Source organism: Lactobacillus kitasatonis DSM 16761 = JCM 1039 (genome assembly GCF_000615285.1).
Classification (GTDB): domain Bacteria; phylum Bacillota; class Bacilli; order Lactobacillales; family Lactobacillaceae; genus Lactobacillus; species Lactobacillus kitasatonis.
The window spans coordinates 17,036-42,197 of record NZ_BALU01000013.1; the positions used below are offsets into that span (position 1 = coordinate 17,036).

Sequence of the window (25,162 nt, forward strand, 5' to 3'; positions counted from 1 at the left end):
TGAATATGGACCACAGAAAGGTGGCTGAACGAGTAATTAAAGACGTGGGCCGCGACAATATTATCGCTGGTGCTCACTGTGCTACTCGTTTGCGTTTAGTTTTAAAAGATGACTCAAAGGTTGACCAAAAAGCATTGGACAACGATCCAGATGTTAAAGGCACCTTTAAGACTAATGGCCAATATCAAGTTATTATTGGGCCAGGGGATGTTAATGACGTTTACGACGAATTCATTAAAATCACAGGTCTTAAGGAATTATCAACCGATGATTTAAAGAAGGTAGCAGCTGAAGGCCAAAAGAAGAATCCAATCATGGACTTCATTAAGCTTTTGTCTGACATCTTCGTTCCAATTATTCCAGCCTTAGTTGCTGGTGGTTTGTTGATGGCTTTGAACAACTTCTTGACTTCACCAGGACTATTTGGTCCTAAGTCAGTTGTTCAAATGGCTCCAAACATTGCCGGAATGTCAGAAATGATTCAGGTAATGTCAGCCGCTCCATTTATCTTCATGCCAATTCTAGTTGGTATGTCGGCGGCTAAACGGTTTGGTGCCAACCAATTCTTAGGTGCAACAATCGGTATGATTATGACTACACCTGGACTTCAAGGTGCTAACCACTTCTGGAACATCTTCGGTTTGCACGTTGCTCAAACCAACTACCAATACCAAGTTATTCCAGTTTTAGTAGCCGTTTGGGTATTATCAATTTTTGAAAAATTCTTCCACAAGCACTTACCATCTGCAGTTGACTTTACCTTTACGCCACTTCTTTCAATTATGATTACTGGTTTCTTGACTTTCACAATCATTGGACCAGTATTCAAGGGCGTATCTGACGCTATTACTAATGCAATCGTATGGCTTTACAACACTACTGGTGCCTTGGGTATGGGTATCTTTGGTCTTACTTACTCAGCAATTGTTACTACTGGCCTTCACCAAAGTTTCCCAGCTGTTGAAACTCAACTTTTGGCAGCCTTTGCTAAGAACCCAGCAAGTTCTGGTGACTTCATCTTCGTTACTGCATGTATGGCTAACGTTGCACAAGGTGCCGCAACTTTCGCAGTTTACTTCTTAACTAAGAACGAAAAGATGAAGGGTTTGGCAAGTTCATCAGGTGTTTCAGCACTTCTTGGTATTACTGAACCAGCACTTTTCGGTGTTAACTTGAAGTACAAGTTCCCATTCTTCTGTGCCTTAATTGGTTCAGGTGTGGCTGCTGCATTTGCTGGCTTGATGCACGTAACTGCTGCAGCTCTTGGTTCAGCTGGTTTCTTAGGATTCCTTTCAATTTATCCAAAGACTATCCCAATGTGGGTTGTCTCAGTTGCAATCAGTTTTGCAGTTGCATTCATTCTTACTTATGTTTACGGTAAGGGGCACTTGAAGGAAGAAGTTGCAAGTCAAGACGTACCAGTAAATGACGCAACTACTCAAGCTGAAGAAAATCAAAAAGCAGAAAAAGTTTCAAAAGAACAATTATCATTAAAGGATGAAGTTATTGCTTCACCAGTTGACGGTACTCCAGAAAGCTTAACTAAGGTTAACGATCCAGTATTCTCAGCTAAGTTGATGGGTGACGGTGCTGCAGTTATTCCAAGTAATGGTACTATTTACGCACCAGTAACTGGTACTGTAACTATTGCTTACGAAACTAAGCACGCATATGGTATTAAGTCAGATGATGGTGCTGAAGTTTTAATCCACATCGGTCTTGATACTGTAAACCTTAAGGGTGAATACTTCGAAAGCTTTGTAAAGCAAGGCCAACGTGTTCAAAAGGGTGACAAACTTGGTAGTGTTGACTTAGATGCTGTCAAGAAGGCAGGCTACGATACTACTGTAATGGTAGTAATTACTAACACTGCCAACTATGCAAATGTTCAACGTATTACTGATGCAGGCGACAAGCATGGTGATAAGTTAATCGCTGTTACTGCTCATAATTAATTGTTGATATCTTATTCCTTCTCTATGAATAAAAACAAATAGATCAAAATAAAGAAAATCACTCAAGAAATAATCTTGGGCGATTTTTCGTGCTATTCTAAAAAATAAAAAAAGAAGGGGGAAAGATATGAACGTAAAGAAAAACAGATCCTGGCTACTATTAATATTATCTATTATCTTGAGCATTATTTTTATTTTTTGGAGTGGAGTGAAAAACATCTCAGGAATTTATGGCATTGCCTTACTAATTTTTTCAGTTTTACCCATAATTCCAGCGATTTTGTTAACTGCAAAAGTTAGAATCTCAAATTTTTTCTCTAGCGGTAAAATTTTTATTATGTATCTAATTTGGATAGCCGCTTTAGGATTCAATTACAAACTCCAGAGCTGGGTAGGAATATTATTTGTAATCGCGATAATTATTCCGTTTTTCCTTTTAGGAATGATTGTCGCTTTACTTAGAACTTTACGCAGTCGAAAAAACGGTAAGTATTACTTTACTGAGGAAGAGCACAATAAGATTTCTGAATACGATAGTTTTGGCAAAGCATACAAAAAGTATTTGTCCTATACCTTAGTTGAAGGAATGTGGGATGCACTGGTTACTGTGTTAATTCCATGATAGAAAATGACTGCTTACTTCAATTTTGTGACCTCTTAGTTAAATTGGCTAGTTTTTCGTAATAAAACGCGGTCTAATAGGATTATAGAAATGAAGGGGATGAAAAAATTGAAGGTTAAATTAGAAACTGATCCTGATAACCAGGAATCGGAAGTAATTATCAAAGCTAATAAAATTACTCCAGAACTAGAGCGAATTTATCGTAAATTGTAAGATGAATCATCTAATCTTGATCAAATTACTGGAGTAAAGGATGACAAAGCATATTATCTCGATATAAATCAGATTCTATTCTTTGAAACTGCTGATAAACAGGTAATGGCACATACTATAAATCATAGCTATGCTGTGAAATATAAGTTGTATGAATTAGAAAATTTGTTTGGCGGACAATTTATGCGAGTATCTAAATCAACAATTCTTAACTTAGATCAGATTTATGCTTTGACTAAATCAATTTCTAATTGCCAGATTCAATTTCATCATTCTTACAAAACCGTTTATGTTTCTAGACGTTACTACCGCGAATTAAAAGATAAATTAAACGAAAGAAGGACTTACTGATGAAAGCTAAGTGGAGTCGAATTTTCTGGGGCGTTGGGTTAATTGCAGCTGCCGTGTTCTTAGTAATTGACCAGTTACATTTATTACCATTTACGATAGGTTTCTGGGCGATCTTTTGGACAGTAGTTTTTGTAGCTAGTTTAATTACCTCGGTAATCAATAAGAATTTATACGGAGCTATTTTCTCAATTGTCTTTTTGGTAATTGTCTACGCTAAGCCACTTCATATTGCAGCACTATCTCCTTGGACCATTTTGCTTGTGGCAATTCTGTTTTCTGCCGGAATTAGTTTGATTTTTAGAAATGGTTTTAAGCCCACGATCATCATTAATGGGAAAAAGGGTAATGCAAATTTGTCGGACTTGATAAATAAGAATTTTAAAGCAGATAATGTCATCACTGATAATAGTTTTGGCGTTGATAACGATAATGTTGTAATTAGTGGTAAGATGACTGAAGCTTCACGTTACATTCATTCGCAAAATTTGAAAACAGTTACTATTGATTCTTCAATGGGAGACGTTAGCGTTTATTTAGATGATGCCAAAGCTGCGGGGGATGAAGTAATTATGAATATTAATACTTCGATGTGTGATGTTGATGTTTATATTCCAAGTGATTGGCAAGTTGAAAATAATATGCAAAATAGTTTGAGCGATGTCGATATTGATCACAGCAAAGGAACTGGCACAAAGTTGATCTTACAGGGTAGAAATACCATGGGAGATTTAACTGTTAAACATGTAAAAGATTAAGAAAATTCAAAATTAGCACTCATTATAAAGAAGTAACGCTAGTATATTGAGTTAATGTAAGAACGCCTAAATGCTTATTTATCAATGTTTTGGCGCTATGTGATTAAAGAAAATTATTTGAAATTACAATTAAAAGGAACAAAATAAGGAGCAATATTTGTTTCGACGCAGACGAGTTTATCAAAGGATTTTAATGATATAATTAAATAGATATCACTATTCATAGTCTTGGCTTATCTCAATTACGAGGTAAGCCATTTTTAGTTATAGGGATGCCTCTATTGAGCGCTCTAAGACGTTTTAATAATTTGAGTATGATTATACATATTTACCTTTAAAACTCGCTAGAATCAAAATAACTCACCTCATTGGCTCAATAACGAAAAGTTATCCAGTATCAGGTAAAATATTCTTATATGAAAAGCGAGGTTAAGAAGCAATGAGTAATACAACTGTTGTAGTGAGTGCTTACAAGTTTTTTAATAAATATTTTGATCGAATATTGAGCATTTCAGGATTATTGCCGTTGGACTTGATGCCCGAAAATCTTAGTAATATAAAGCCATCCGATGATGAGAGCTATCCTCAAAGAATCATACAAGCTGAAACTATCGCATATTGCATAGCATCGGCAATCAATGAATGCAAAGACGAGCCTAGAAAGCCATATAAGACAATATTGATTGATGTTTATTTGAAAGAAATAAGCAATATTGAAACCATGAAAGAGGTTGGCTATGAGCATTCCAGATATGCAGTATTGAAGAGACAAGCCGTCGATGAGTTTGCGGGGCGCTTCAATGTCTATGCTATTAAGTCGGGCGTTGGTTCGATAATCGAACTAAGCCAAACTTAGCCCGTTGCATCTCGTCAAGATTGAAGATATTAATTCTCACTATGTAAAATTGCATAGTGAGTTTTTTATTATCTTGATGCTTGTTGATGAGTGGTTTTGTGGTGGTTCTTTTGTTGATTCGATACGGGATAAAATGGGGGCAATCGGAGTATTTGCAAGTGTATCCATAGATACGGTCGTCGCTTACCGTCGTGCCTGTTTTGCATCCGACGCTTAACGGCACATAATCGGCTAATTTCGTGTCATTTTGCACCTTGCCTGTTGTACACGGAATGTATACATCGATTTCACTGCCCAATTTTCAATAGTCAGTTGATGAGGGTGTCGTGTTTTGCTACTGCCTTTTGACTGCTGAATTTTAAACAGTGAGTTATTGCATGCATGTCCCCAAAATTGGGGGCATCTGTCTAATAAAATGAGTTTCACTACTCTTGCAAGGTGTACTCATAAGTACGCCCTCATTGTATTGCTTAAATTTCGTACGGAATTTAAGCGGGTATCACTGTTTCAATGATGCCCTTATTCAATAGATACCAGCGTACTTGCTTCAAGTACGGAGCTAGAAACAACCGTACTTTAGGTACGCTTGTATCTTATCTTCGACTGCGCAAAATTGCGTAGTCGCTTTTTGTCTTCATGCTTGATTATCGAGCTTTTTTGGCTAATTATGCTTGATTTCTCCGTCGTTGGAAAAACCGCCATGATGGTAGTTAATTACGAATCATAGTTCAGGTTTTTTCAGGTTCAGGACAGGTTTTGACAGGTTGATAAGAGCATATAGTACGGCTTAACATCTATCCAAAATTGGACGCATCTTTGGGCACGTCCGTAGCTATAGCTACGCTGGTAATCTGTCTCTGTTGTTAAATTGCCTTTCTGCTTATCGTGCTAGCTTGTATCTTGCTTTCAAGTTGACCATAAGCGACAAAATTGCATGATTTAGAAATTGAGCTTGCTATCTTAGTTTCTTGCCATTTAGCAGACACGGTAAAACAAACTAAGCAAAGAAATTAATGAAAGCATGGCAGGTGCGTCCAATAAAACTATCGTAAGAAACTAAGAAATAAAAATAAGCGTGCCCAGTTGGTACGCTTATCTTGAATAATGTATTTTACTTGCATGGCATTTTAGTATAATGGCTACAAGAATGAATTTATTTCTTTTTGAATATCGTTTTTCCTGTTTTGAAGCACCTCCATTGCTAACTTGATTCTAGTTGGAGTGCTTTTTTTATGTAATTCTCTTATCTTCTTTCTGTATTTTGCTCTTGTCTTTGATGAGACGTTTTGGAACTCGTCGGGGTGGTGTAAGAGTTGGTTTATCATTGCTCGCTCTCGGATATCGGGCACCGCTAGCCTAGTTACTTCGGGCAAGGATAAGCAATTCAGCATCTTGACCACTCTGTCGCCCCAATCTTGCACCGTGTTATATGTCTTTGTCTGTCGTAGTTGAAGCTCTGCACGTTCCCAATTCTTTATATAATCGGGCACTGTTACTCGTTTTTGTTGTAACTCGACCAACTTGTCATAGTATCGATAAACCTGCCTCGACTTACGTACTCCTGCTGTAATTGATTCCAGCTTACCATTTGCGCCAATCGTGAAAAACGTCTTGGTGTGAGGTCTATAGAGCGTGTAAATCATTCCTGCATCGTCAAAATTAATGAAGTCGACAGCTATATCAATTCGTGTTATGCGTGGTTTATTGAATATCTTGGTTATATTAGTTATCTGCCGTTTCTCCTGCGCTGTCAGGTGGTTGGATGTATCGATGCGCCAACTATCAGAGTAATATTTATTCTTTGATAGCGTGGCAATGCTGTCAGCATCTCTAAACAGGTTGTATGTAGTAGGTTGACCATCAATTCTACTTACAGACGTCAGAATCCAATTATTTTCTCTTAATCTGTCTTTACACTTGTCGATATTGATGTCTCCTGATACTGTAATTTCGTCTAAACTAATTTCACAATCGTTGGCAGTATTTTCATCAGAAAGTGTAAAAAGTAAAGGGCTAGCGGGGTATTTACATAAGACGCTCGAATTTTTATTTTGACTTAGTGAAATTGCCATTTTTATCTTTCTTTCGTTAATAAAAAAGCGCTCCATAGTGGAACGCCAATAACAAGAAATTATGGTTAAAATCTTTCGACAAACTCGTCTGCGCCAACAAACTGTTATAATCTTAAATGTAAAAATTATTCGGATGATTTTTACTTACCGCTCGTAGCTACGCCAATAGTTACGAGCTTTTTTTCTTGCCCTTGTAATCGTGTCTCGTGAGCTTTTAGCCATTGAGTTATAGATTGCTTGCCATAGAGCTTGCGACCGTCTACGACAGCGACAGGCATGCCCAGACTTGCCCAATAACTGATAGTTGATTCAGCAACGCCAAAATACTTTGCAATGTCTTTGCGATTCAAGTAGGGACGTTGGTTTTCAACTTGTTTAATGCTGTCCTGAACAACAGCAAACACCGCTTTTCTTATTTCTGTTATCTGTTCATCATCCAATACAAATTGCATTGTCTTAGTCCTCCTTAAACGTTGCATAACTCATTAAATCTACTGTATCTGAAACCTTTTCCATTGATGTGGTAAGAATTTTTAGTACCGCTCTAATAGAATCGGCTTCGCTTGTCATGTCGTCTTTGTAATTACTACCGATAGACATATTCTTTTCTAAAAGATCTAAGACACCATAAGCCTCGCAAATGCTACCAACGGCATCATTTAAGTTATTGCCTAATTGAGTTAAGTAAGAACCTAATTCAGGATTACTGCTTGCCAATTCTTTGACTTTTGGATTTGACTTTAACGCATTCTCGATTGATGCATTTAATTTAAGATTATTGCTTTTCTCCATGTTGATTTTCCTTTCTACGCTGTCCGATTGGTTTCAATTACTATCTGTCGTGCCATTGGAGTAAGTCTCATAGCCTCCATGACTTGCTTACTTCGAGCTAGTTCTTTTGAAAGTTTGTTCATGAACTCTGAATATTCCATTGGAGTTTGAAATTGGTAATAGCCTCCGTCGGTAGTACTGCCAACGTCGTAATGTTTGAGCCTTAATTCTCTTATCAGTTTCTTGACGTGGCGTGTACAGATATCCAATGCATTGGCAATATAAGCGCATGTCAGCATATTTTCTTTACCCAATGGAATTAGACTAAGCAGTCGTTTCTCTAACTCACTTAGTTTGTTTTCTCGATTAGGAGAAATTAAGCCATGAAAATCAAGTCCACTTTGTACAATAGCCATTTGATTGGTATCAATGGTTATTTTTTGTGCCATCGGAGTAAACCTCATAGCCTCTATAACTTGCTCACTACGTGTCAATTCTCTTGAAAGCATATTCATGAACTTTAAGTATTCCGTTGGATTCAGAAAGCGATAATAGCCATCGTATGTAGTACTGCCAACGTCGTAATGTTTGAGCCTTAATCTTCTTGCTTGATCTGTAAGATGTCGTGAGCTGATATCTAGCAGATTGCAAATATAAGAGCCTGATACCGCATTTTCTTTGCCCAATGGAATCAGATTAAGCACCTTTTTTTCAGGCTCTGTCAGTCCAATTTCTTGTTCAGGGAACGTTAAGCCGTAAAGGTTTAACTCTGTTTGAATTGATTCCAATTTAGTTCACCTCCTTTACAAGATCATGGTTATATTCTTTGACTAGCCAATCATTTAATCGCTTAAAAGTGATTGAAGTAACGTTTCTATGGTCATGCTTGAAGATGTCGATTAACGTCCATTTGCTAACACCAGTAATGCTTGCAAGGTTAGTGATAGATAAGTCTAACTCACCTCGTTTGCGCTTGATGGCAGTAACTTGTTGCTCTGATAATTTCATATTCTCGCCTCTTTTTGCTCACAAACTGTTATCAATTTACATTTAGATTATATGCTAACATAATGTGAACGTCAATAATATTTTTCACATTTTGTTAGCATATGTGATAACATAAATAAAAGAAAAGAAGTGAATAATATAAAATGAACCGAATAAAAGAACTACGGCAAAAGAATAACCTAACTTTAAGAGGGCTAGGCAATAAGATAAATATGAGTAGTAGCCGTATTAGCCAATATGAAACAGGTAAACGAGAGCCTAAACTAGAAACGTGGCAAAAATTAGCCGATTTTTTCGGGGTTTCTGTACCATATTTGCAAGGAATTGAGCCAGAAGTTAGTCCTGAAAATATGATAAAGAAGATAATCCCTAAACTTCATAAAGAATATTTTGATAATTATTTGCTATTAAACGGTGAATTGCCTAGAGGGACATTTAGTATTAATCCATATATCACAACTACACTAGATGAATTAATAAAAGTTAATGGGGAAAAGAAAAAGCCAATAGATTTCTATTTCAAGAATGATAAAGAATTTAAGATAAATCCTAAAATAGAAAAATATTGGTTTAATCTTCTATTACCTTTTGCAAAAGACATATGTAATAGTACGTGGTGGTTATATGATAACAATATATCAGTTAATACTTTCATCCATTTTATAGATATGAAATTAGTTGATCGCAAACCCGATAAGATAAGTATATTAGAAAGCTATTTAATCGATTGCCATTATTTTGCTTTTGATGTTCCTTTGCATCATTTAATGAATACAAGTATTAAATATTCTGATTTTAAAACGGCTAAAAAAGATTTTTATAAGTATTTCGACTTTTTGAAAGAAGTAAGAGATAAAATTTTTTCTAAGAGTGAAACAGAAATATTAAAAAAAGCGTTTGAAAGCCGCTTAAAAATGGAAGAAAGATACGATGATGAAGAACTTATTCAGAAAATAAAAAAACAGGTTAACGATGGAGATACAAAATTAGCACGTTTCTTGGTAGAAAACCCTTCAAACTGGCATACAGCATATAAAGAATATTCAACTAAATGATGTTATAAGTGCATCCCAATAATGTGGGAATAATATTACAAGTTCATGGTTAGAATCCTTTGACAAGCTCGTCTGCGCCGATGTGCTAAAAGAAGGCAATGACTATGAATAACGATATTAAGGAATACAGGACACCTAACGGGCAAATACGTTACAGATTTTCTATTTACGCTGGTAAAAATGCTACTACTGGTAACTCTGTTCAAATTAGAAAGCAAGGAATGAAGAGCCTTGCAATAGCTGAAAAAACTTACCAAAAGATTCAAGAAAAAATTGAGAATGGCGAGTACAGTGGCTATGCTAAATCGCATTACAAAGTTAGCAAGTTCTATGAACTATGGTTTGCTAATTATAAGCAGACGGTTAAAGAATCGACATGGAATAATGTTAATCAATATTTTGAGAATCACATTCTTAAAGATTTAGGAAATATTTATCTTGATAAGCTAACACCAATTCAATGCCAAAAAATTGTCAATCAATGGTTTGCATCATGCGGGTATGCTACTTTTAATGCTTTATGTACTTATTCAAAAAAGATGTTAGACTATGCGGTTCAGATTGATGCAATAAAGAAAAATCCGATGCGTAAGGTCTACAAGCCAAAAAAGAAAAGCATTGAGCGAGATTTTACAGATTTTTATTCAAAGAATGAATTAATAAATTTCTTGAATGTTTGTAAGAAGTATAAGCCATTGAAAGTTTATACAATGTTTCATCTTTTAGCATATACAGGGCTAAGAGTTGGCGAGGCATTGGCATTGCAATGGTCTGATATCAATTTAAAGGATGGCACTTTGAAAGTGAGTAAGACATTATCAAAGGGCAAGCATAATACTTTAAAAATTAATCCGCCAAAAACTCAAAATGGCTATAGATGCATCGACCTAGCACCGCAAACAGTCGATATTTTAACAGAATGGCAATTTCAGCAAAGAAGAGACTTATTCAAGTTGGGACTGAATCCAATGAATGTAGATCAATTAGTATTCAGCAACAAGGATAATGACTATTTGCGAGAAAACGTCGTTAATTATTGGAATGTTTCTTTATGCAAGAAACGTGGTTTACGACATATCAAGTTACACGGATTCAGACATACGCATGCTAGCTTACTTTTTGAGGCAGGCGCATCAATGGAAGACGTAAAGGAGCGTATGGGTCATAGTTCAATTACAACTACCATGAATATTTATACTCACGTAACTAGATCTAGGAAGAAAGAAACCGCCGATATTTTTGGCAATTTTATGCAAATTTAGGTCAAAAAGAGCAATATTCGGAGTAATATTTGAAGTTTAAGCTCTGAATCCTTGCTACTGTAAGGCTAGAATTAAAATTAGCACTCTTTATAAAAAAGTGCTAATTTTTTCTTGCTTTTTTTTAGTAAACGGGTTATTATCATATTTGTAAGCTAGCACTTGATAAATAAGAGTGCTAATCACTAATAATGATAATAAACTTTTAAAAGAAAAAAATAAGTTATAAGGGGGACTAAACGTGTTACAACCAATCGGTGATCGTGTAATCGTTAAAGTTAAAGAAGAAGAAGAAAAGACAGTTGGCGGCATCGTTTTAGCATCAAATGCTAAGAAGAAGCCAATTGAAGGCGAAGTTGTAGCTGTCGGTGAAGGTGCTTACGCATCAAACGGCGAAAAGATTCCTATGGTCGTTAAGAAGGGCGACGTAGTTATCTACGACAGATATTCAGGCACTAACGTTGAATACGAAGGCGAAAAGTATTTAGTTCTTCACGAAAAAGATATTTTAGCAATTGAAAAGTAATTAAAGGAGCGGATATAGAATATGGCAAAAGATATTAAATTCTCAGAAAATGCAAGACGTTCTCTTTTAAAGGGTGTTGACAAGTTAGCTGATACTGTTAAGACTACTATTGGTCCTAAGGGTAGAAACGTTGTTTTGGAACAAAGCTACGGCAACCCAGATATTACTAACGATGGTGTTACTATTGCTAAGTCAATTGAATTAAAAGACCACTACGAAAACATGGGTGCTAAGCTTGTTGCTGAAGCTGCGCAAAAGACTAACGACATTGCCGGTGACGGTACTACTACTGCAACTGTTTTAACTCAAGCAATTGCTCGTGAAGGTATGAAGAACGTTACTGCTGGTGCTAACCCTGTAGGTATTCGTCGCGGTATTGAAAAGGCTACTCAAGCTGCCGTTGATGAATTACACAAGATCAGCCACAAGGTTGAATCAAAGGACCAAATCGCTAACGTAGCTGCTGTTTCATCAGCATCTAAAGAAGTTGGTGACTTAATCGCTGACGCTATGGAAAAGGTTGGTCACGATGGTGTTATCACTATTGAAGATTCACGTGGTATCAACACTGAACTTTCAGTAGTTGAAGGTATGCAATTCGATCGTGGTTACTTATCACAATACATGGTAACTGACAACGACAAGATGGAAGCAGACCTTGACAACCCATACATCTTGATCACTGACAAGAAGATTTCTAACATCCAAGACATTTTGCCACTTCTTCAAGAAATCGTTCAACAAGGTAAGGCTTTGTTAATCATTGCTGACGATGTTTCTGGTGAAGCTCTTCCAACTCTTGTATTGAACAAGATCCGTGGTACTTTCAACGTTGTTGCTGTTAAGGCTCCTGGCTTTGGTGACCGTCGTAAGGCTCAATTACAAGATATTGCTGCTTTGACTGGTGGTACAGTAATTACTGACGACTTAGGCCTTGAATTAAAGGACACTAAGATTGATCAATTAGGTCAAGCTCGTCGTGTAACTGTAACCAAGGACTCAACTACTATTGTTGACGGTGCTGGTTCAAAGGACGCTATTCAAGAACGTGAAGATTCAATCAGAAAGCAAATTGATGAATCAACTTCAGACTTCGACAAGAAGAAGTTACAAGAACGTCTTGCTAAGTTAACTGGTGGTGTAGCTGTTATCCACGTTGGTGCTGCTACTGAAACTGAACTTAAGGAACGTCGTTACAGAATCGAAGATGCCTTGAACTCAACCCGTGCTGCTGTTGACGAAGGTTACGTTGCTGGTGGTGGTACTGCTTTGGTAGACGTAGAAAAGGCTATCAAGGACCTTAAGGGTGAAACTCCAGATGAACAAACTGGTATCAACATTGTTTTAAGAGCTTTGTCAGCACCTGTACGTCAAATTGCTGAAAACGCAGGTAAAGACGGTGCCGTTGTATTGAACAAGCTTGAAAACCAAGAAAACGAAGTTGGTTACAACGCTGCTACTGACAAGTGGGAAAACATGGTTGACGCAGGTATCATTGACCCAACTAAGGTAACTCGTACCGCTTTACAAAACGCTGCTTCAATTGCTGCATTACTCCTTACTACTGAAGCTGTTGTCGCAGAAATTCCTGAAGACAAGCCAGCTGCTCCACAAGGTGGTAACCCAGCAGGTGCACCAGGAATGGGTATGTAATTTAGACACTAATTTCTGATAAATAGAATAAAACTCTCACTCTAGTTCAAATCCAAATAGATATTTTGTAGACTTCGAAGTTGAACAAAAAAGTTCAGCTTCGAAGTTTTTCTTTTATCTTCCTTTATAGCGTATAATATTTATCAGTAATTCTAGATGTCTAGATAAAAGTAGAAAAGAGATTACATGGCGAAATCAAGTACGACTCCTATGATGGAGCAATATTACGAAATTAAAAAGCAATATCCTGATGCCTTTCTTTTTTATCGCGTCGGAGATTTCTATGAACTTTTCGAAGATGATGCGGTTAAGGGTGCTCAGATTCTTGAATTAACTTTAACGCACCGTTCAAATAAAACTAAGAATCCAATTCCTATGGCTGGTGTACCCCACCTTGCTGTAGATACTTATGTGAATACTTTGGTTGAAAAAGGATACAAAGTAGCACTTTGCGAGCAGCTTGAAGATCCTAAAAAGGCTAAGGGTATGGTCAAGCGTGGCATCATTCAATTGGTAACCCCAGGTACCATGATGAATGAAGGGCCAAATGATGCCAAGGATTCAAACTACTTAACTTCAGTAGTAACGACTAAGAGTGGTTTTGGTTTAGCCTACAGTGATTTATCAACCGGTGAAATTTACGCTACTCATTTGAAGAGTTTTGAAGCAGTTTCTAATGAACTTTTGTCATTAAGAACGCGTGAAGTTGTGTACAATGGTCCTTTGACTGAGCAAAACAAGGACTTTATGCATAAGGCTAATATCACTGTTTCTGCACCTACGCCAATTGAAGGTGAACATGCTGAAATTTCTTATGTTGAACAGAATTTAACTAACAAGGCAGAAAAAGAAGCTACACGTCAATTGGTAGGTTATCTTTTGTCTACGCAAAAGAGAAGTTTGGCTCACTTGCAGATTGCTAAAAGCTATGAAGTAAACCAATACTTGCAGATGTCTCATACTGTCCAAAATAATTTGGAATTAATTTCATCTGCTAAAACCGGTAAAAAGATGGGCTCGCTTTTCTGGGTATTGGATAAGACTCATACAGCGATGGGCGGTCGTTTGCTTAAGCAATGGTTAGCTCGACCACTTCTTAATGTTGATGAAATTAACCACCGTGAAGAAATGGTCCAAGCTTTGCTTGATGGCTACTTTACTCGTGAAAATGCAGTTGATGCTTTAAAGGGTGTTTACGACTTGGAACGTTTAACTGGTCGTATTGCCTTTGGTAACGTCAATGCACGTGAATTATTGCAATTATCACGTTCTCTTCAAGCTGTACCTGTAATTTTGGATGCTTTAAATCAATCAGATAGCCAAGTGTTAGAAGCTTTCGCTAAAAAGATTGATCCATTAAAGGGCGTAGCGGAAATGATCTCATCGACTTTGGTTAAAGATCCACCAATTTTGACTACAGAGGGTGGTTTGATTCGTGAAGGCGTTGATAAGCAACTTGATCGTTACAAGGATGCCATGAATAACGGTAAAAAGTGGCTGGCTCAAATGGAAGCCGATGAACGTCAAAAGACTGGTATTGAAAACTTGAAAGTTGGCTACAACAAAGTCTTTGGCTATTACATTCAAGTATCTAACGGCAATAAGAGCAAGGTACCACTAGATCGTTATACGCGTAAACAAACTTTAACTAATGCAGAACGTTACATTACCCCAGAATTAAAAGAACACGAAAACTTGATTTTGGAGGCACAAACTCGTTCAACCGATTTGGAATACGACTTGTTTGTCAAATTGCGTGAAGAAGTTAAGAAGTACATTCCGGCCTTACAAAAGTTGGGTAGTCAACTGGCAGCTTTAGATGTTTATTGCGGCTTTGCGACCGTAGCTGAACAAAATAATTATTGCAGACCACACTTCCATACAGATAATCAAGATATTGATGTAGTTAATGGTCGTCACCCAGTAGTAGAAAAGGTAATGACTGCAGGTTCTTACATCCCTAACGATGTCAAAATGGATTCAGCCACCAATATTTTCTTGATCACTGGTCCTAACATGTCTGGTAAGAGTACCTACATGAGACAAATGGCCTTAATTGCGATTATGGCGCAAGTAGGTTCATTTGTTCCGGCTGATAGTGCTGATTTGCCAATATTTGATCAAATCTTTACTAGAATTGGTGCAGCCGATGACTTGATTTCTGGACAAAGTACATTCATGGTCGAAATGAGTGAAGCCAACGATGCTTTGCAATATGCAACTAAGCGTAGTCTGGTCTTATTTGACGAAATTGGTCGAGGTACTGCAACTTATGACGGTATGGCCTTAGCTGGTGCGATTGTTAAGTATTTGCATGATAAGGTTGGTGCTAAAGCACTATTTGCGACTCACTATCATGAATTAACTGCTCTTGATGAAACGCTGGATCACTTAAAGAACATTCACGTTGGAGCAACTGAAGAAAATGGTAAGTTGATCTTTTTGCACAAGATTTTGCCAGGACCAGCTGATCAAAGTTATGGTATTCACGTCGCACAACTAGCTGGTTTGCCACGTGCTGTTTTGCGTGAAGCAACTAAATTGTTGAAACGACTTGAAGCGCAAGGTAGTGAACTTACTCCAGTTAGTCAACAATTAGATTTGTTCTCAGAGCCTGTGGATAGTTCAGATGATGAAGAACAAGTACAAAATGACAAGCCGGCAATGACTGACGCTGAACAAGATGTGCTTGACGATATTTCTAACCTTTACTTGGCCGATAAGACACCACTTCAAATTATGCAAATGGTAGCGGATTGGCAAAAAGACTTAAAGGATGATAACTAATTATGCCTAAAATTCATGAATTATCTGAAACTTTAACCAATCAAATAGCAGCAGGGGAAGTTATTGAGCGTCCTGCCAGCGTAGTTAAAGAATTGGTGGAAAACTCTCTTGATGCTGGAGCTACACGAATCAGAGTAGACTTCGTGGATGCAGGTTTAAAGCAAATTGTAGTGCAAGACAACGGTACAGGAATTGAGCGTGATCAGGTTGATCTCGCTTTTACCCGTCATGCGACCAGTAAAATTAGCAATGAACATGATTTGTTTAAAGTTTCTACTTTAGGCTTTAGAGGGGAAGCTTTAGCTTCAATTTCTGCGGTAAGTCACGTTGAAATTTTAACGGCTACTGATGGCGCGATTGGTACTAGAGCTACTTTTAGTGGTGGTAGTAAAAAAGGTCAAGAAGATGCCGCAGCACGTAAAGGTACCAAAATCACCGTCCAGGACCTCTTTTTTAACACGCCTGCCAGATTAAAGTATCTGCGCAGTCCACGGACAGAAATCATGAAGATTGTGGATATTATTAACCGTTTAGCATTAGGTTATCCACAAGTGTCTTTTACTTTGTCGAATACTGGCAAAATTTTGCTTAGAACAACAGGCAACGGCAATTTAAAGCAAACAGTTGCCAATGTGTATGGCCGTCATATTGCAGAACAAATGGAAAATATTGAAGCAAAAGATAATGATTTTAAGGTTACAGGTTTAATTTCTAAGCCAGAATTGACTCGTTCAACACGTAACTTTATGTCGATTTTGCTTAATGGTCGTTATATCAGAAACTTCCAACTAAATACAGCGATTATGGATGGTTATGGTTCAAAGCTGACAGCGCGCCATTATCCAATTGCGATTGTTTCTATTAAAGTTGACCCATTGTTGGTTGATGTTAACGTGCATCCCACCAAGCAAGAGGTACGTTTATCTAAAGAAAAAGAGCTTAGTCGTTTGATCACAACTGCGATAAGTAATGCACTTGTGGAAAAAGTTGAGCAGACTAGTGCCTTTACCAATTTAGAAAATAAGCGTGAAACATTAGTAGACCAATTACAATTTAATTTAAACCAAGATCTTGTAAATACAGAACGTAAAGAAGTACCAGAAATTCATGATCAGGAAGAAAAGCCAGAATTTAATGCTACAAAAGAAACTGAAAAAGAAGATAAGCATGAAAATGGCCAATACGTTGATTTAAATATTCCACGTGAAGATGATAAATACATCATTACAAAAACTTGGGATCAAAATGTAGCTGAGCAGCAAAAACTCACCCCATTTGGTTCATCTTCTGCTAACCAAGAAGTTATCTCTAGTGGGGATGAAGTTTTAGCAAATAATTTGCCGCGTCTAGCTTATGTTGGGCAAACTGATACTTACATCATCGCGGAAAATGAAGGCGATCTTTTCTTAGTCGATCAGGTTGCTGCCAGAAGAAGATTGCAGTTTGAAAAAACATATCAGATTCTTACTTCTAAGAAAATTGTCCAACAAGGCTTACTTACACCGATCGTCTTAGAATTTGGTAATCTCGATTTTATTCAAGTTAAAGATAAGACTGAGCAAATCAAACAGATTGGAATTTATTTGGAAGACTTTGGTCAAAATAGTTTTATTGTGCGGTCATATCCAACCTGGATTCATGAAAATATCGAAGAAACGATTCGTCAGATCTTGGATAGTTACTTGAATGTAGATAAGGGAAGCTCTGAAAATCTGTTTAAACGCGTAGCTGAAATGGAAGCAAAACATGCGGTAAAAGGAAAGATAAATTTATCCGCTGCAGAGGCTAAACAAATCATTAGCGATTTACGTAAAACAGCTGATCCGTATTATGATGCTTCTGGCCGCTTAGTTTTGGTCCGCATGAGTCAAAATGAATTAAAAAAGATGTTCAAAAGGGATGAATAATAATGTACGAATACTTTGAAGGAATAATTTCTGTCATTACACCAAGCTACATCGTAGTAGATGTTAATGGAGTAGGCTACAAGGTGTATAGTCCAACGCCATTTGCTTATACCCAAGGACAAAAGGCTAAGGTGTATATTGAGCAAGTTGTACGTGACACTGGCATTACTTTGTACGGCTTTCAAAGCCAAGATGATAAAGGGCTTTTCCTTAAGCTGCTTAGCGTAAGTGGTATTGGTCCAAAGAGTGCCATGGCAATTATGGCGGCTGAAGACAGTAATTCCTTAGCCGAAGCGATTGAACAAGGTGAGGTTAAGTACTTAACTCGTTTCCCTGGCGTGGGTAAAAAGACCGCGTCACAGATCGTGCTTGACTTGAAAGGTAAGTTAGGCGATTATGTTGCTCGTCTTGATCGCAAGGACAATGATGAAGAAATTTCCTCAGCTCTAAACGATGCATTATTAGCTTTGATTGCTTTAGCTATACTCAAAAAGAAGTGGATCGAATTACGCCTAAGTTAATTGAATTTGATGCGGATACAGCAGATCAATATATTAAAAAAGGTTTAGCATTGCTGCTTAAGAAGTAGTTCTTGTTATAATAGTAAAGATAAAAAAGCAGTGGATTTTTAATAAGGAAGTGAAACTGGTGGCAGAAAACGATGATGCAGTAACTTCAGGACATGTTGAAGGTTCCGAAGAAGAAGCAATGGAATTATCTTTGAGACCGCAAACTTTAGACCAGTATTTGGGACAAGAGCGTGTTAAAAAAGAGATGTCCATTTATATTAAGGCCGCAAAACAGCGTGATGAAGCATTAGATCATGTTTTGCTGTACGGGCCACCGGGTTTAGGTAAGACGACTTTAGCTTTTGTAATTGCAAATGAATTAGGCGTTCATTTGAAGAGTACTAGTGGTCCAGCAATTGAAAAAGCTGGCGATCTGGTGGCATTGCTATCTGATCTTGATCCAGGCGATGTCTTATTTATTGATGAAATTCATCGTCTTGCTAAACCGGTTGAAGAAGTTCTTTATTCCGCAATGGAGGACTACTATATTGATATCGTAATCGGGGAAGGACAAACTACGCACGCTGTACACGTGCCACTTCCACCATTTACTTTGATTGGGGCAACGACACTTGCAGGGCAGTTATCAGCTCCTTTGCGTGATCGTTTCGGTATTGTTGAACATATGCAATACTACACTGTTGATGAATTGAAAAAGATCGTCCAACGTTCAAGCGATGTTTTCCATACGTCAATTGCGCCAGAAGCTGCACACGAATTGGCCCGTCGTTCTCGTGGTACGCCACGTGTAGCTAACCGTTTGTTAAAGCGTGTGCGTGATTTTGCGGAAGTAAAAGGTGAAAAGACTATTTCGCTTGCTACTACCGAAAGTGCATTGAAGCAATTGCAGGTTGATGATGAAGGTTTGGATCAAACTGATCGTAAATTGCTAAGAACCATGATTGAAGGTTACAACGGTGGTCCTGTTGGAATTAGAACTTTAGCCGCAAATATTGGTGAAGATATGGAAACCATTGAATCGCTGTATGAACCATATTTGCTCCAACATGGTTTTATTTTATTAACGCCACGTGGCCGAATGGTAACGGATAAAGCATATTTACAACTAGGTTTGCCTATTCCGGGTGATAAATAGATAAATTTTCTGTATAATGGATATATTGTATTGAAAAATTTAATAGTTTTATGAGGTGAAAGATTTGAATACTGTATTTTTAGCAAACGCTGGCGGTGCTGCCAGCAACAACTGGATGATGATCATCTTATTCATTATTTTGATTGGTTTTACTTACTTCGGTATGATCCGTCCACAAAAGAAGCAACAACAACAAAGATTGCAAATGATGGATAAGTTGAAGAAGGGCGACGAAGTTGTTTTGGTAGACGGCTTGCACGCCAAGATCGACAAGATCAACAGTGACAAGACTGTTGTTGTTGATGCCGATGGTATTTACTTAACTTTTGAAAGAATGGCTATTCGTCGTGTATTGCCAGCAGCTGCTAAGACTGAAGCAGCTCCAGCAAAACCAGCAGAACCTGCTTCTTTAGATGATACTAAAAAAGAAGATAAATAATTAATAACTCAAAAAGCGCAATATTTTGCGCTTTTTATTTTGCCTAAAAATTGGTTGTTGTAAAATAGATTATGAGTGAAGTAACAAGTTAAAGAAAAGGATTTAGTTATGAAAAATATTCCAGTTATAATGATTATTTTTGGTGGTAGTGGTGACCTGGCTCACCGTAAGCTTTATCCATCCTTGTTTAATTTATATGAACAGGGTTTGATTCACGACAACTTTGCAGTCATTGGTACTGCACGCCGTCCATGGTCACACGAATATTTGCGTGGACAAGTTTCAGATGCTATTCATGAAACTCATGATCAGGTTGATGAAAATGAAGTAAAAGACTTTGCTAGTCACTTCTATTATCAATCTCACGATGTTACTAATGTTGAACACTATGAAACATTGAAGAAATTGGCTCAAGAACTTGATGATCGTTACTCAGCACAAGGCAATCGTCTATTTTACATGGCAATGGCTCCAAGATTCTTCGGCACTATTGCTACCCACATCAATGACCAACATTTAACCGGTAGTGGCTTCAACCGTATCGTCGTTGAAAAGCCATTTGGTCATGATTTAGCTTCAGCTGAAGAACTTAATAAAGAAATTACTGCATCATTTGATGAAAATGATATTTTCAGAATCGACCACTATTTGGGCAAGGAAATGATTCAAAATATCATGCCAATGCGTTTTACTAACCCATTGATCAAGAATATTTGGTCAGGCGATTACATTAAAAATATTCAAATCACTTTGGCAGAACGTTTGGGTGTAGAAGCACGTGGAGGTTACTACGATACTTCAGGTGCTTTACGCGATATGGTGCAAAACCACATTTTCCAAATCATCACTTTGCTTGCTATGCCAGAACCTAAAGATTTGTCATCAGATAGTGTTCACCAAGCTAAGCAAGACTTGCTTAAGAGTTTAATTATTCCAACTCCAGAAGAAGTTAAGAATGACTTTGTAAGAGGTCAATACTTAGGTAGCGACACTACTTTCGCTTACAAGAAAGAACCAAACGTTGATCCTAACTCAACTACAGAAACTTTTGTGGCTGGTAAAGCTAAGTTTACTAGTGGTCCACTTGCTGGTGTACCAATTTACTTCAGAACTGGTAAGGAATTTAAGGAAAAGAAGACCAGAATTGATATTGTTTTAAAGCATATCAATAACCCATATGGTCAAGCTCATTCAAACAACATTACGATTGAAGTTGATCCTGAAAGTAAGATCTACATTACCATCAATGGTAAGAAGATCGATGAACCAGGAATTCGTCGTGAAGATTTAACTTATGCCTTTTCAAAAGAAGAAATGGCTAAGGTGCCGGATGGTTATGAACGTTTGCTTCACGATGTATTTGTTAACGATTCAACTAACTTCACTCACTGGAGTGAATTGAAGCGTTACTGGGAATTTATTGATGCCGTTGAAAATGCATGGCAAAAAGAAAATGAAGCAGGCAACCCAGAAATTACTCAATACTTGCCATACAGAATGGGTCCAAAGGAATCAAACGATATCTTTGAATCACCAACTGAACATTGGATTTATGAATAAAGAAAATTTATTGCCGCAAAATGACATCCATCGCCGGATTATTCATCTGGATATGGATGCTTTTTACGCTTCAGTAGAAACTAGAAGACATCCTGAATACAAGGATAAGGCATTAGTTGTGGGGCAAGATCCGCGTAAAAATCATGGCCATGGTGTGGTAGCAACTTGCAATTACGTGGCTCGTAAGTATGGCGTTCACTCAGCGATGGCGGGTATTCAGGCAGTGCGTTTAGTTCCAAAAGATAAACTAGTTTTTGTGCCGCCTGATTTTAAAACCTATCGCAGCGTTTCTGCCCAAATTCACTCTTTCATGCATGATATTACGGATAGAGTGGAATCTGTTGCTCTTGATGAAGCATATCTTGATGTAACTAATAATAAATTAGGAGAAGAATCAACTGTTAAGTTAGCACTGAATTTACAAAAAAGAATTAGAACAGAAGTAGGCTTAAATTCATCTTTTGGCGTTTCGTATAATAAGTTTTTAGCCAAAATGGGTTCAGAATATGCGAAGCCGTTTGGGCGTACAGTTATTTTGCCTAGTGAGGCTAAGCAATTTTTAGGGATGCAGAAAATAGAAAAGTTTCCTGGCATTGGTCCTAAGACTCAAGAACAACTACATGAGATGGATGTTTATACCGGCGCTGACCTGCAAAAAGTTGATATAATAGTTCTGCTTAAAAAGTTTAAAAAGATGGGCTATATTTTGGCTCAACATGCGCGTGGTATTGATTTAAGTCCGGTTGTAACCGACTCAGAGATTAATCGAAAATCAATTGGGATTGAACGTACCTATGAACCAGCAATTTTTTCACAAGATGAAGCTTTGAGCAAAATTCGTGCTTATTGTGATTATTTAGAGAAAGAGTTAAAAAAGCGCAATTTTCGGGCATCTACAATCATGTTGAAAATTCGCAATAATGACTTTGAGACGGCCACCAAACGCAGAAAATTGTCTAAACCATCAGATGATCATCTTGATTTTTATGAGGTGGCAAGAGAATTATTTGAGAGCACGCATGGCTTTTTGGAAGATGGTATTCGATTGCTCGGCGTAACAGCAACGGATTTTGAAAAAGAAAATTATCAGGCAATTAATTTGTTCGATTATTAATCAAGGACTTTTTTCTGTTAAACTAGATACAGATATTTTTAGAAGATGAGGAAAAAATAATGAGTAGTTTTGATGACATTTACGAAAAAATCTTACAATATCCAACTATTATCTTGCACCGTCACACTAGTCCAGACCCAGACGCAATTGGTTCACAAGCTGGATTAGCTCGTGCAATTATGGAAAAGTTTCCAGACAAGCGCGTACTTTGTGCTGGTGAAAACGATGAAGGCGACCTTGCTTGGATTAACCGCATGGACCAAGTTAAAGCAACTGACTACGAAGGTGCATTGGTAATTACTACTGATACTGCTAATACACCAAGAATTTCTAATAAGCTTTACGAAAAAGGTGACTTCTTAATCAAGATTGACCACCACCCAGATGTTGATCCATACGCAGATATGAGCTATGTTGATCCAGATGCTCCTGCAGCTTGCCAAATCATCGTTGATTTCTTGAACGCTGAAGACTTCAAGATTACTAAAGAAATTGCCTACCCACTTTACGCAGGTATTGTTGGTGACACTGGTCGTTTCATGTACCCTGAAACTTCAGAACACACCTTTAAGGTAGCTGCACAACTTGCTTCAACTGGTATTAACATTACTGAAATTGCTAGAAACATTGCTGATGTAACTTTTGATGAAGCTAAGCTTCAAGCACTTGCAATGGACAAGATGGAAATTAACCCAGTTGGTGCAGCTTACACTATTTTGACTCAAGACGACCTTAAGAAATTAGGTTTAGCTGATGATCAAGCAAATGTCGCAGTATCAACTCCAGGTCGTATTAAAGATGTTTTGGCTTGGAACGTCTTTGTAGAAAAGCCAGATGGCACTTATCGTGTACATTACCGTTCAAAGGGTCCAGTTATTAATGAACTCGCAGCTAAGCACGATGGTGGTGGTCACGCTCTTGCAAGTGGTGCCAATGCCAAGGATTTAAACGAAGTAAAGCAAATATTTGCGGAAGTCGTTGAAGTAACTAAGAAGTATAAAGAAGATCATGAATAATATTTTTGAAGATTCCAGAATTAAGTCAGCTGTTCAAGATGGCTTAAAGAAGATCCACTTTGAAAAGCCAACCAAGGTGCAGGAAAAGGTAATCCCTGCCATGCTTTCTGGCTTAAGCGTAGTAGTTCAAGCTGCTACCGGGTCAGGCAAGACTCATGCATATTTAGTGCCAATTTTTAATGAAATTGACGAAGATTTACATGCAGTTCAAGCAATCATTACTTTGCCAAGTAGAGAGCTTGCTGACCAACTTTATCAAGTAGCACGTGAACTCAGAAAAGCTTCAGGTATGCACTTTTCAATTGCTCATTTGGCTGGAGGAACTGATAGAGAACGTCAACTCGAAAAATATAAGAATAATACGCCACAGTTAGTAATTGCGACACCTGGTCGACTTTTAGACTTCGTTCAAAAGAAAGTTTTTGCAGTAGATCAAGTAAAAACTTTCGTCATTGACGAAGCTGATATGACGCTGGACATGGGCTTTTTAGCAGATATTGATCAAGTAGCAGCTAAATTGCCTAAGGATGTTCAAATTGCAGCCTTCTCAGCTACAATTCCAGTAAAACTTTCTAACTTCTTGCGTAAATACATGGCTCACCCTGACCAAATCGTCATTGATAATCCAAGTGTAATCGCACCTACGATTAAGAATGATTTGATTGATATTGGTTCTAAGAACCGTAAGAGCGTCCTGTATAAGTTGCTTACGATGGGTCAACCATATTTGGCTTTGGTTTTTGCCAATACTAAGCAAACTGTTGATGAATTGACCAAGTACTTGCAAGATCAGGGCTTAAAGGTAGCCAAGATCCACGGTGGAGTTACCGAAAGAGAAAGAAAGAGAACTCTACGTCAAGTTGAACAAGGCCAATATCAATACGTTGTAGCTAGTGACTTAGCAGCTCGCGGTCTTGATATCGATGGCGTTAGCTTGGTCATTAACTATGAAATTCCACGTGATATTGAATTTGTGATTCACCGAATCGGTAGAACCGGTCGAAATGGTTTATCAGGTCATGCCATTACTTTGATTCGTGAAGAAGAAATGAATCGCATCGAAGATCTTGAAAAGATGGGCGTTCACTTTGATTTCGTTGAAATTAAAAATGGTAAACTTATACCACGTAAGCACTATCGCAGTCGTGAAAATCGTCAAAGCAAGAACCGCAAGCTTGATACTAAATTAGTTGGCTACGTTAAAAAAGAAAAGAGAAAGCGTAAACCAGGCTACAAGAAGAAGATCAAGCGTGCAATTCAAGAAGATAATCGTCAAAAGCGTAAGCTTGAACAACGCCATGAAATTAGAAAAGCTAAGCGACAAAGAAAACGTCGTAGAGAGCAAGGGCGTTGACAGACGTTAATTTTGTAGTACAATTATTTTCAGCTTAAGATATGTTTTTTGATTAATTATTTCATAGAGAGAGCCGAAGGATGGGAAGGCTTAGTAATGGTCAAGAAATGCTCCTTTAAGTTTAATAATTAAGAATATTAAGAGGTAACAAACACTGTTGCAATCAAGGTGGTACCGCGCGCGGAGCGTCCTTGAATAACTGCAATGGTGTTTTTTATTTGTTT

General features: G+C 37.6%; 21 protein-coding genes and 2 pseudogenes. 18 read left to right on the forward strand and 5 right to left on the reverse strand.

From position 1 onward, the window contains the following. The first annotated feature begins 5 nt into the window (after nucleotides 1-5). The 5 genes and pseudogenes from JCM1039_RS08400 (at nucleotide 6) to JCM1039_RS08425 (ending at nucleotide 4,752) form a co-directional block, all read left to right on the forward strand. A complete protein-coding gene (locus tag JCM1039_RS08400) occupies nucleotides 6-1,955 on the forward strand; it encodes a sucrose-specific PTS transporter subunit IIBC (RefSeq protein WP_025015412.1) in 1,950 nt (649 codons plus the stop codon). A 127-nt stretch (nucleotides 1,956-2,082) separates the two neighbouring features. Further along, a complete protein-coding gene (locus tag JCM1039_RS11335; protein ID WP_034533175.1) occupies nucleotides 2,083-2,577 on the forward strand; it encodes a hypothetical protein in 495 nt (164 codons plus the stop codon). Between the two features lie 99 nt (nucleotides 2,578-2,676). After that, nucleotides 2,677-3,141: pseudogene (locus JCM1039_RS11340) on the forward strand (LytTR family DNA-binding domain-containing protein). After that, a complete protein-coding gene (locus tag JCM1039_RS08420) occupies nucleotides 3,141-3,896 on the forward strand; it encodes a LiaF transmembrane domain-containing protein (protein ID WP_034533176.1) in 756 nt (251 codons plus the stop codon). Before JCM1039_RS11340 ends, JCM1039_RS08420 begins: the two are co-directional and overlap by 1 nt. Nucleotides 3,897-4,335: 439 nt before the next feature. Beyond that, nucleotides 4,336-4,752, forward strand: coding sequence for an ArpU family phage packaging/lysis transcriptional regulator (locus JCM1039_RS08425; protein ID WP_025015414.1), 417 nt, complete (start codon nucleotides 4,336-4,338; stop codon nucleotides 4,750-4,752). 1,139 nt (nucleotides 4,753-5,891) lie between these two features. Here JCM1039_RS08425 and JCM1039_RS08430 read toward each other — a convergent pair. From JCM1039_RS08430 to JCM1039_RS08450, 5 genes are all read right to left on the reverse strand, one after another. After that, entirely contained in the window at nucleotides 5,892-6,824 is a 933-nt protein-coding gene (locus JCM1039_RS08430) for a hypothetical protein (protein WP_056938223.1), read from the reverse strand. 140 nt (nucleotides 6,825-6,964) lie between these two features. After that, nucleotides 6,965-7,276 carry a DNA-packaging protein gene (locus JCM1039_RS08435; RefSeq protein ID WP_025015416.1) on the reverse strand — a complete coding sequence of 104 codons (312 nt, stop codon included), beginning with the start codon at nucleotides 7,274-7,276 and terminating at the stop codon, nucleotides 6,965-6,967. A gap of 4 nt (nucleotides 7,277-7,280) precedes the next feature. Further along, the gene (locus tag JCM1039_RS08440; protein ID WP_025015417.1) at nucleotides 7,281-7,616 is read right to left on the reverse strand and encodes a hypothetical protein; all 336 of its coding nucleotides are present in this window, start codon (nucleotides 7,614-7,616) and stop codon (nucleotides 7,281-7,283) included. 14 nt (nucleotides 7,617-7,630) lie between these two features. Continuing rightward, entirely contained in the window at nucleotides 7,631-8,383 is a 753-nt protein-coding gene (locus tag JCM1039_RS08445; protein ID WP_025015418.1) for a hypothetical protein, read from the reverse strand. Between the two features lies 1 nt (nucleotide 8,384). Further along, complete coding sequence (locus JCM1039_RS08450) at nucleotides 8,385-8,603, reverse strand: helix-turn-helix domain-containing protein (RefSeq protein WP_025015419.1); 219 nt, start codon at nucleotides 8,601-8,603, stop codon at nucleotides 8,385-8,387. A 143-nt stretch (nucleotides 8,604-8,746) separates the two neighbouring features. On the opposite strand from JCM1039_RS08450, the gene JCM1039_RS12055 reads away from it, so the two are divergent. The 13 genes and pseudogenes from JCM1039_RS12055 (at nucleotide 8,747) to JCM1039_RS08515 (ending at nucleotide 24,938) form a co-directional block, all read left to right on the forward strand. After that, on the forward strand, nucleotides 8,747-9,658 hold the full coding sequence (locus JCM1039_RS12055; protein WP_025015420.1) for a helix-turn-helix domain-containing protein: 912 nt from the start codon (nucleotides 8,747-8,749) through the stop codon (nucleotides 9,656-9,658). Between the two features lie 104 nt (nucleotides 9,659-9,762). After that, nucleotides 9,763-10,920: a tyrosine-type recombinase/integrase gene (locus JCM1039_RS08460; RefSeq protein WP_025015421.1), complete on the forward strand. Its 1,158-nt coding sequence runs from the start codon at nucleotides 9,763-9,765 to the stop codon at nucleotides 10,918-10,920. A gap of 238 nt (nucleotides 10,921-11,158) precedes the next feature. Continuing rightward, nucleotides 11,159-11,443: a co-chaperone GroES gene (gene groES / locus JCM1039_RS08465; protein WP_013437226.1), complete on the forward strand. Its 285-nt coding sequence runs from the start codon at nucleotides 11,159-11,161 to the stop codon at nucleotides 11,441-11,443. Between the two features lie 21 nt (nucleotides 11,444-11,464). Further along, a complete protein-coding gene (gene groL / locus JCM1039_RS08470) occupies nucleotides 11,465-13,096 on the forward strand; it encodes a chaperonin GroEL (protein WP_025015422.1) in 1,632 nt (543 codons plus the stop codon). 210 nt (nucleotides 13,097-13,306) lie between these two features. Then, nucleotides 13,307-15,883, forward strand: a complete 2,577-nt coding sequence (gene mutS, locus JCM1039_RS08475) for a DNA mismatch repair protein MutS (RefSeq protein ID WP_155831170.1) — start codon at nucleotides 13,307-13,309, stop codon at nucleotides 15,881-15,883. Between the two features lie 2 nt (nucleotides 15,884-15,885). Beyond that, nucleotides 15,886-17,790, forward strand: a complete 1,905-nt coding sequence (mutL, locus tag JCM1039_RS08480) for a DNA mismatch repair endonuclease MutL (protein ID WP_025015424.1) — start codon at nucleotides 15,886-15,888, stop codon at nucleotides 17,788-17,790. Nucleotides 17,791-17,792: 2 nt separating this feature from the next. Beyond that, nucleotides 17,793-18,379: pseudogene (ruvA, locus tag JCM1039_RS11350) on the forward strand (Holliday junction branch migration protein RuvA). Nucleotides 18,380-18,438: 59 nt separating this feature from the next. Then, nucleotides 18,439-19,455 carry a Holliday junction branch migration DNA helicase RuvB gene (gene ruvB, locus JCM1039_RS08490; RefSeq protein ID WP_025015425.1) on the forward strand — a complete coding sequence of 339 codons (1,017 nt, stop codon included), beginning with the start codon at nucleotides 18,439-18,441 and terminating at the stop codon, nucleotides 19,453-19,455. A gap of 64 nt (nucleotides 19,456-19,519) precedes the next feature. Next, nucleotides 19,520-19,894, forward strand: a complete 375-nt coding sequence (gene yajC, locus JCM1039_RS08495) for a preprotein translocase subunit YajC (protein ID WP_025015426.1) — start codon at nucleotides 19,520-19,522, stop codon at nucleotides 19,892-19,894. A 108-nt stretch (nucleotides 19,895-20,002) separates the two neighbouring features. Then, nucleotides 20,003-21,454 carry a glucose-6-phosphate dehydrogenase gene (gene zwf / locus JCM1039_RS08500; protein WP_025015427.1) on the forward strand — a complete coding sequence of 484 codons (1,452 nt, stop codon included), beginning with the start codon at nucleotides 20,003-20,005 and terminating at the stop codon, nucleotides 21,452-21,454. Further along, the gene (gene dinB, locus JCM1039_RS08505; RefSeq protein WP_201780312.1) at nucleotides 21,447-22,568 is read left to right on the forward strand and encodes a DNA polymerase IV; all 1,122 of its coding nucleotides are present in this window, start codon (nucleotides 21,447-21,449) and stop codon (nucleotides 22,566-22,568) included. The genes zwf and dinB overlap by 8 nt, the downstream gene beginning before the upstream one ends. A gap of 59 nt (nucleotides 22,569-22,627) precedes the next feature. After that, the gene (locus JCM1039_RS08510; RefSeq protein WP_025015429.1) at nucleotides 22,628-23,584 is read left to right on the forward strand and encodes a DHH family phosphoesterase; all 957 of its coding nucleotides are present in this window, start codon (nucleotides 22,628-22,630) and stop codon (nucleotides 23,582-23,584) included. Continuing rightward, nucleotides 23,577-24,938: a DEAD/DEAH box helicase gene (locus JCM1039_RS08515; protein ID WP_025015430.1), complete on the forward strand. Its 1,362-nt coding sequence runs from the start codon at nucleotides 23,577-23,579 to the stop codon at nucleotides 24,936-24,938. The genes JCM1039_RS08510 and JCM1039_RS08515 overlap by 8 nt, the downstream gene beginning before the upstream one ends. Nucleotides 24,939-25,162: the final 224 nt, after the last annotated feature.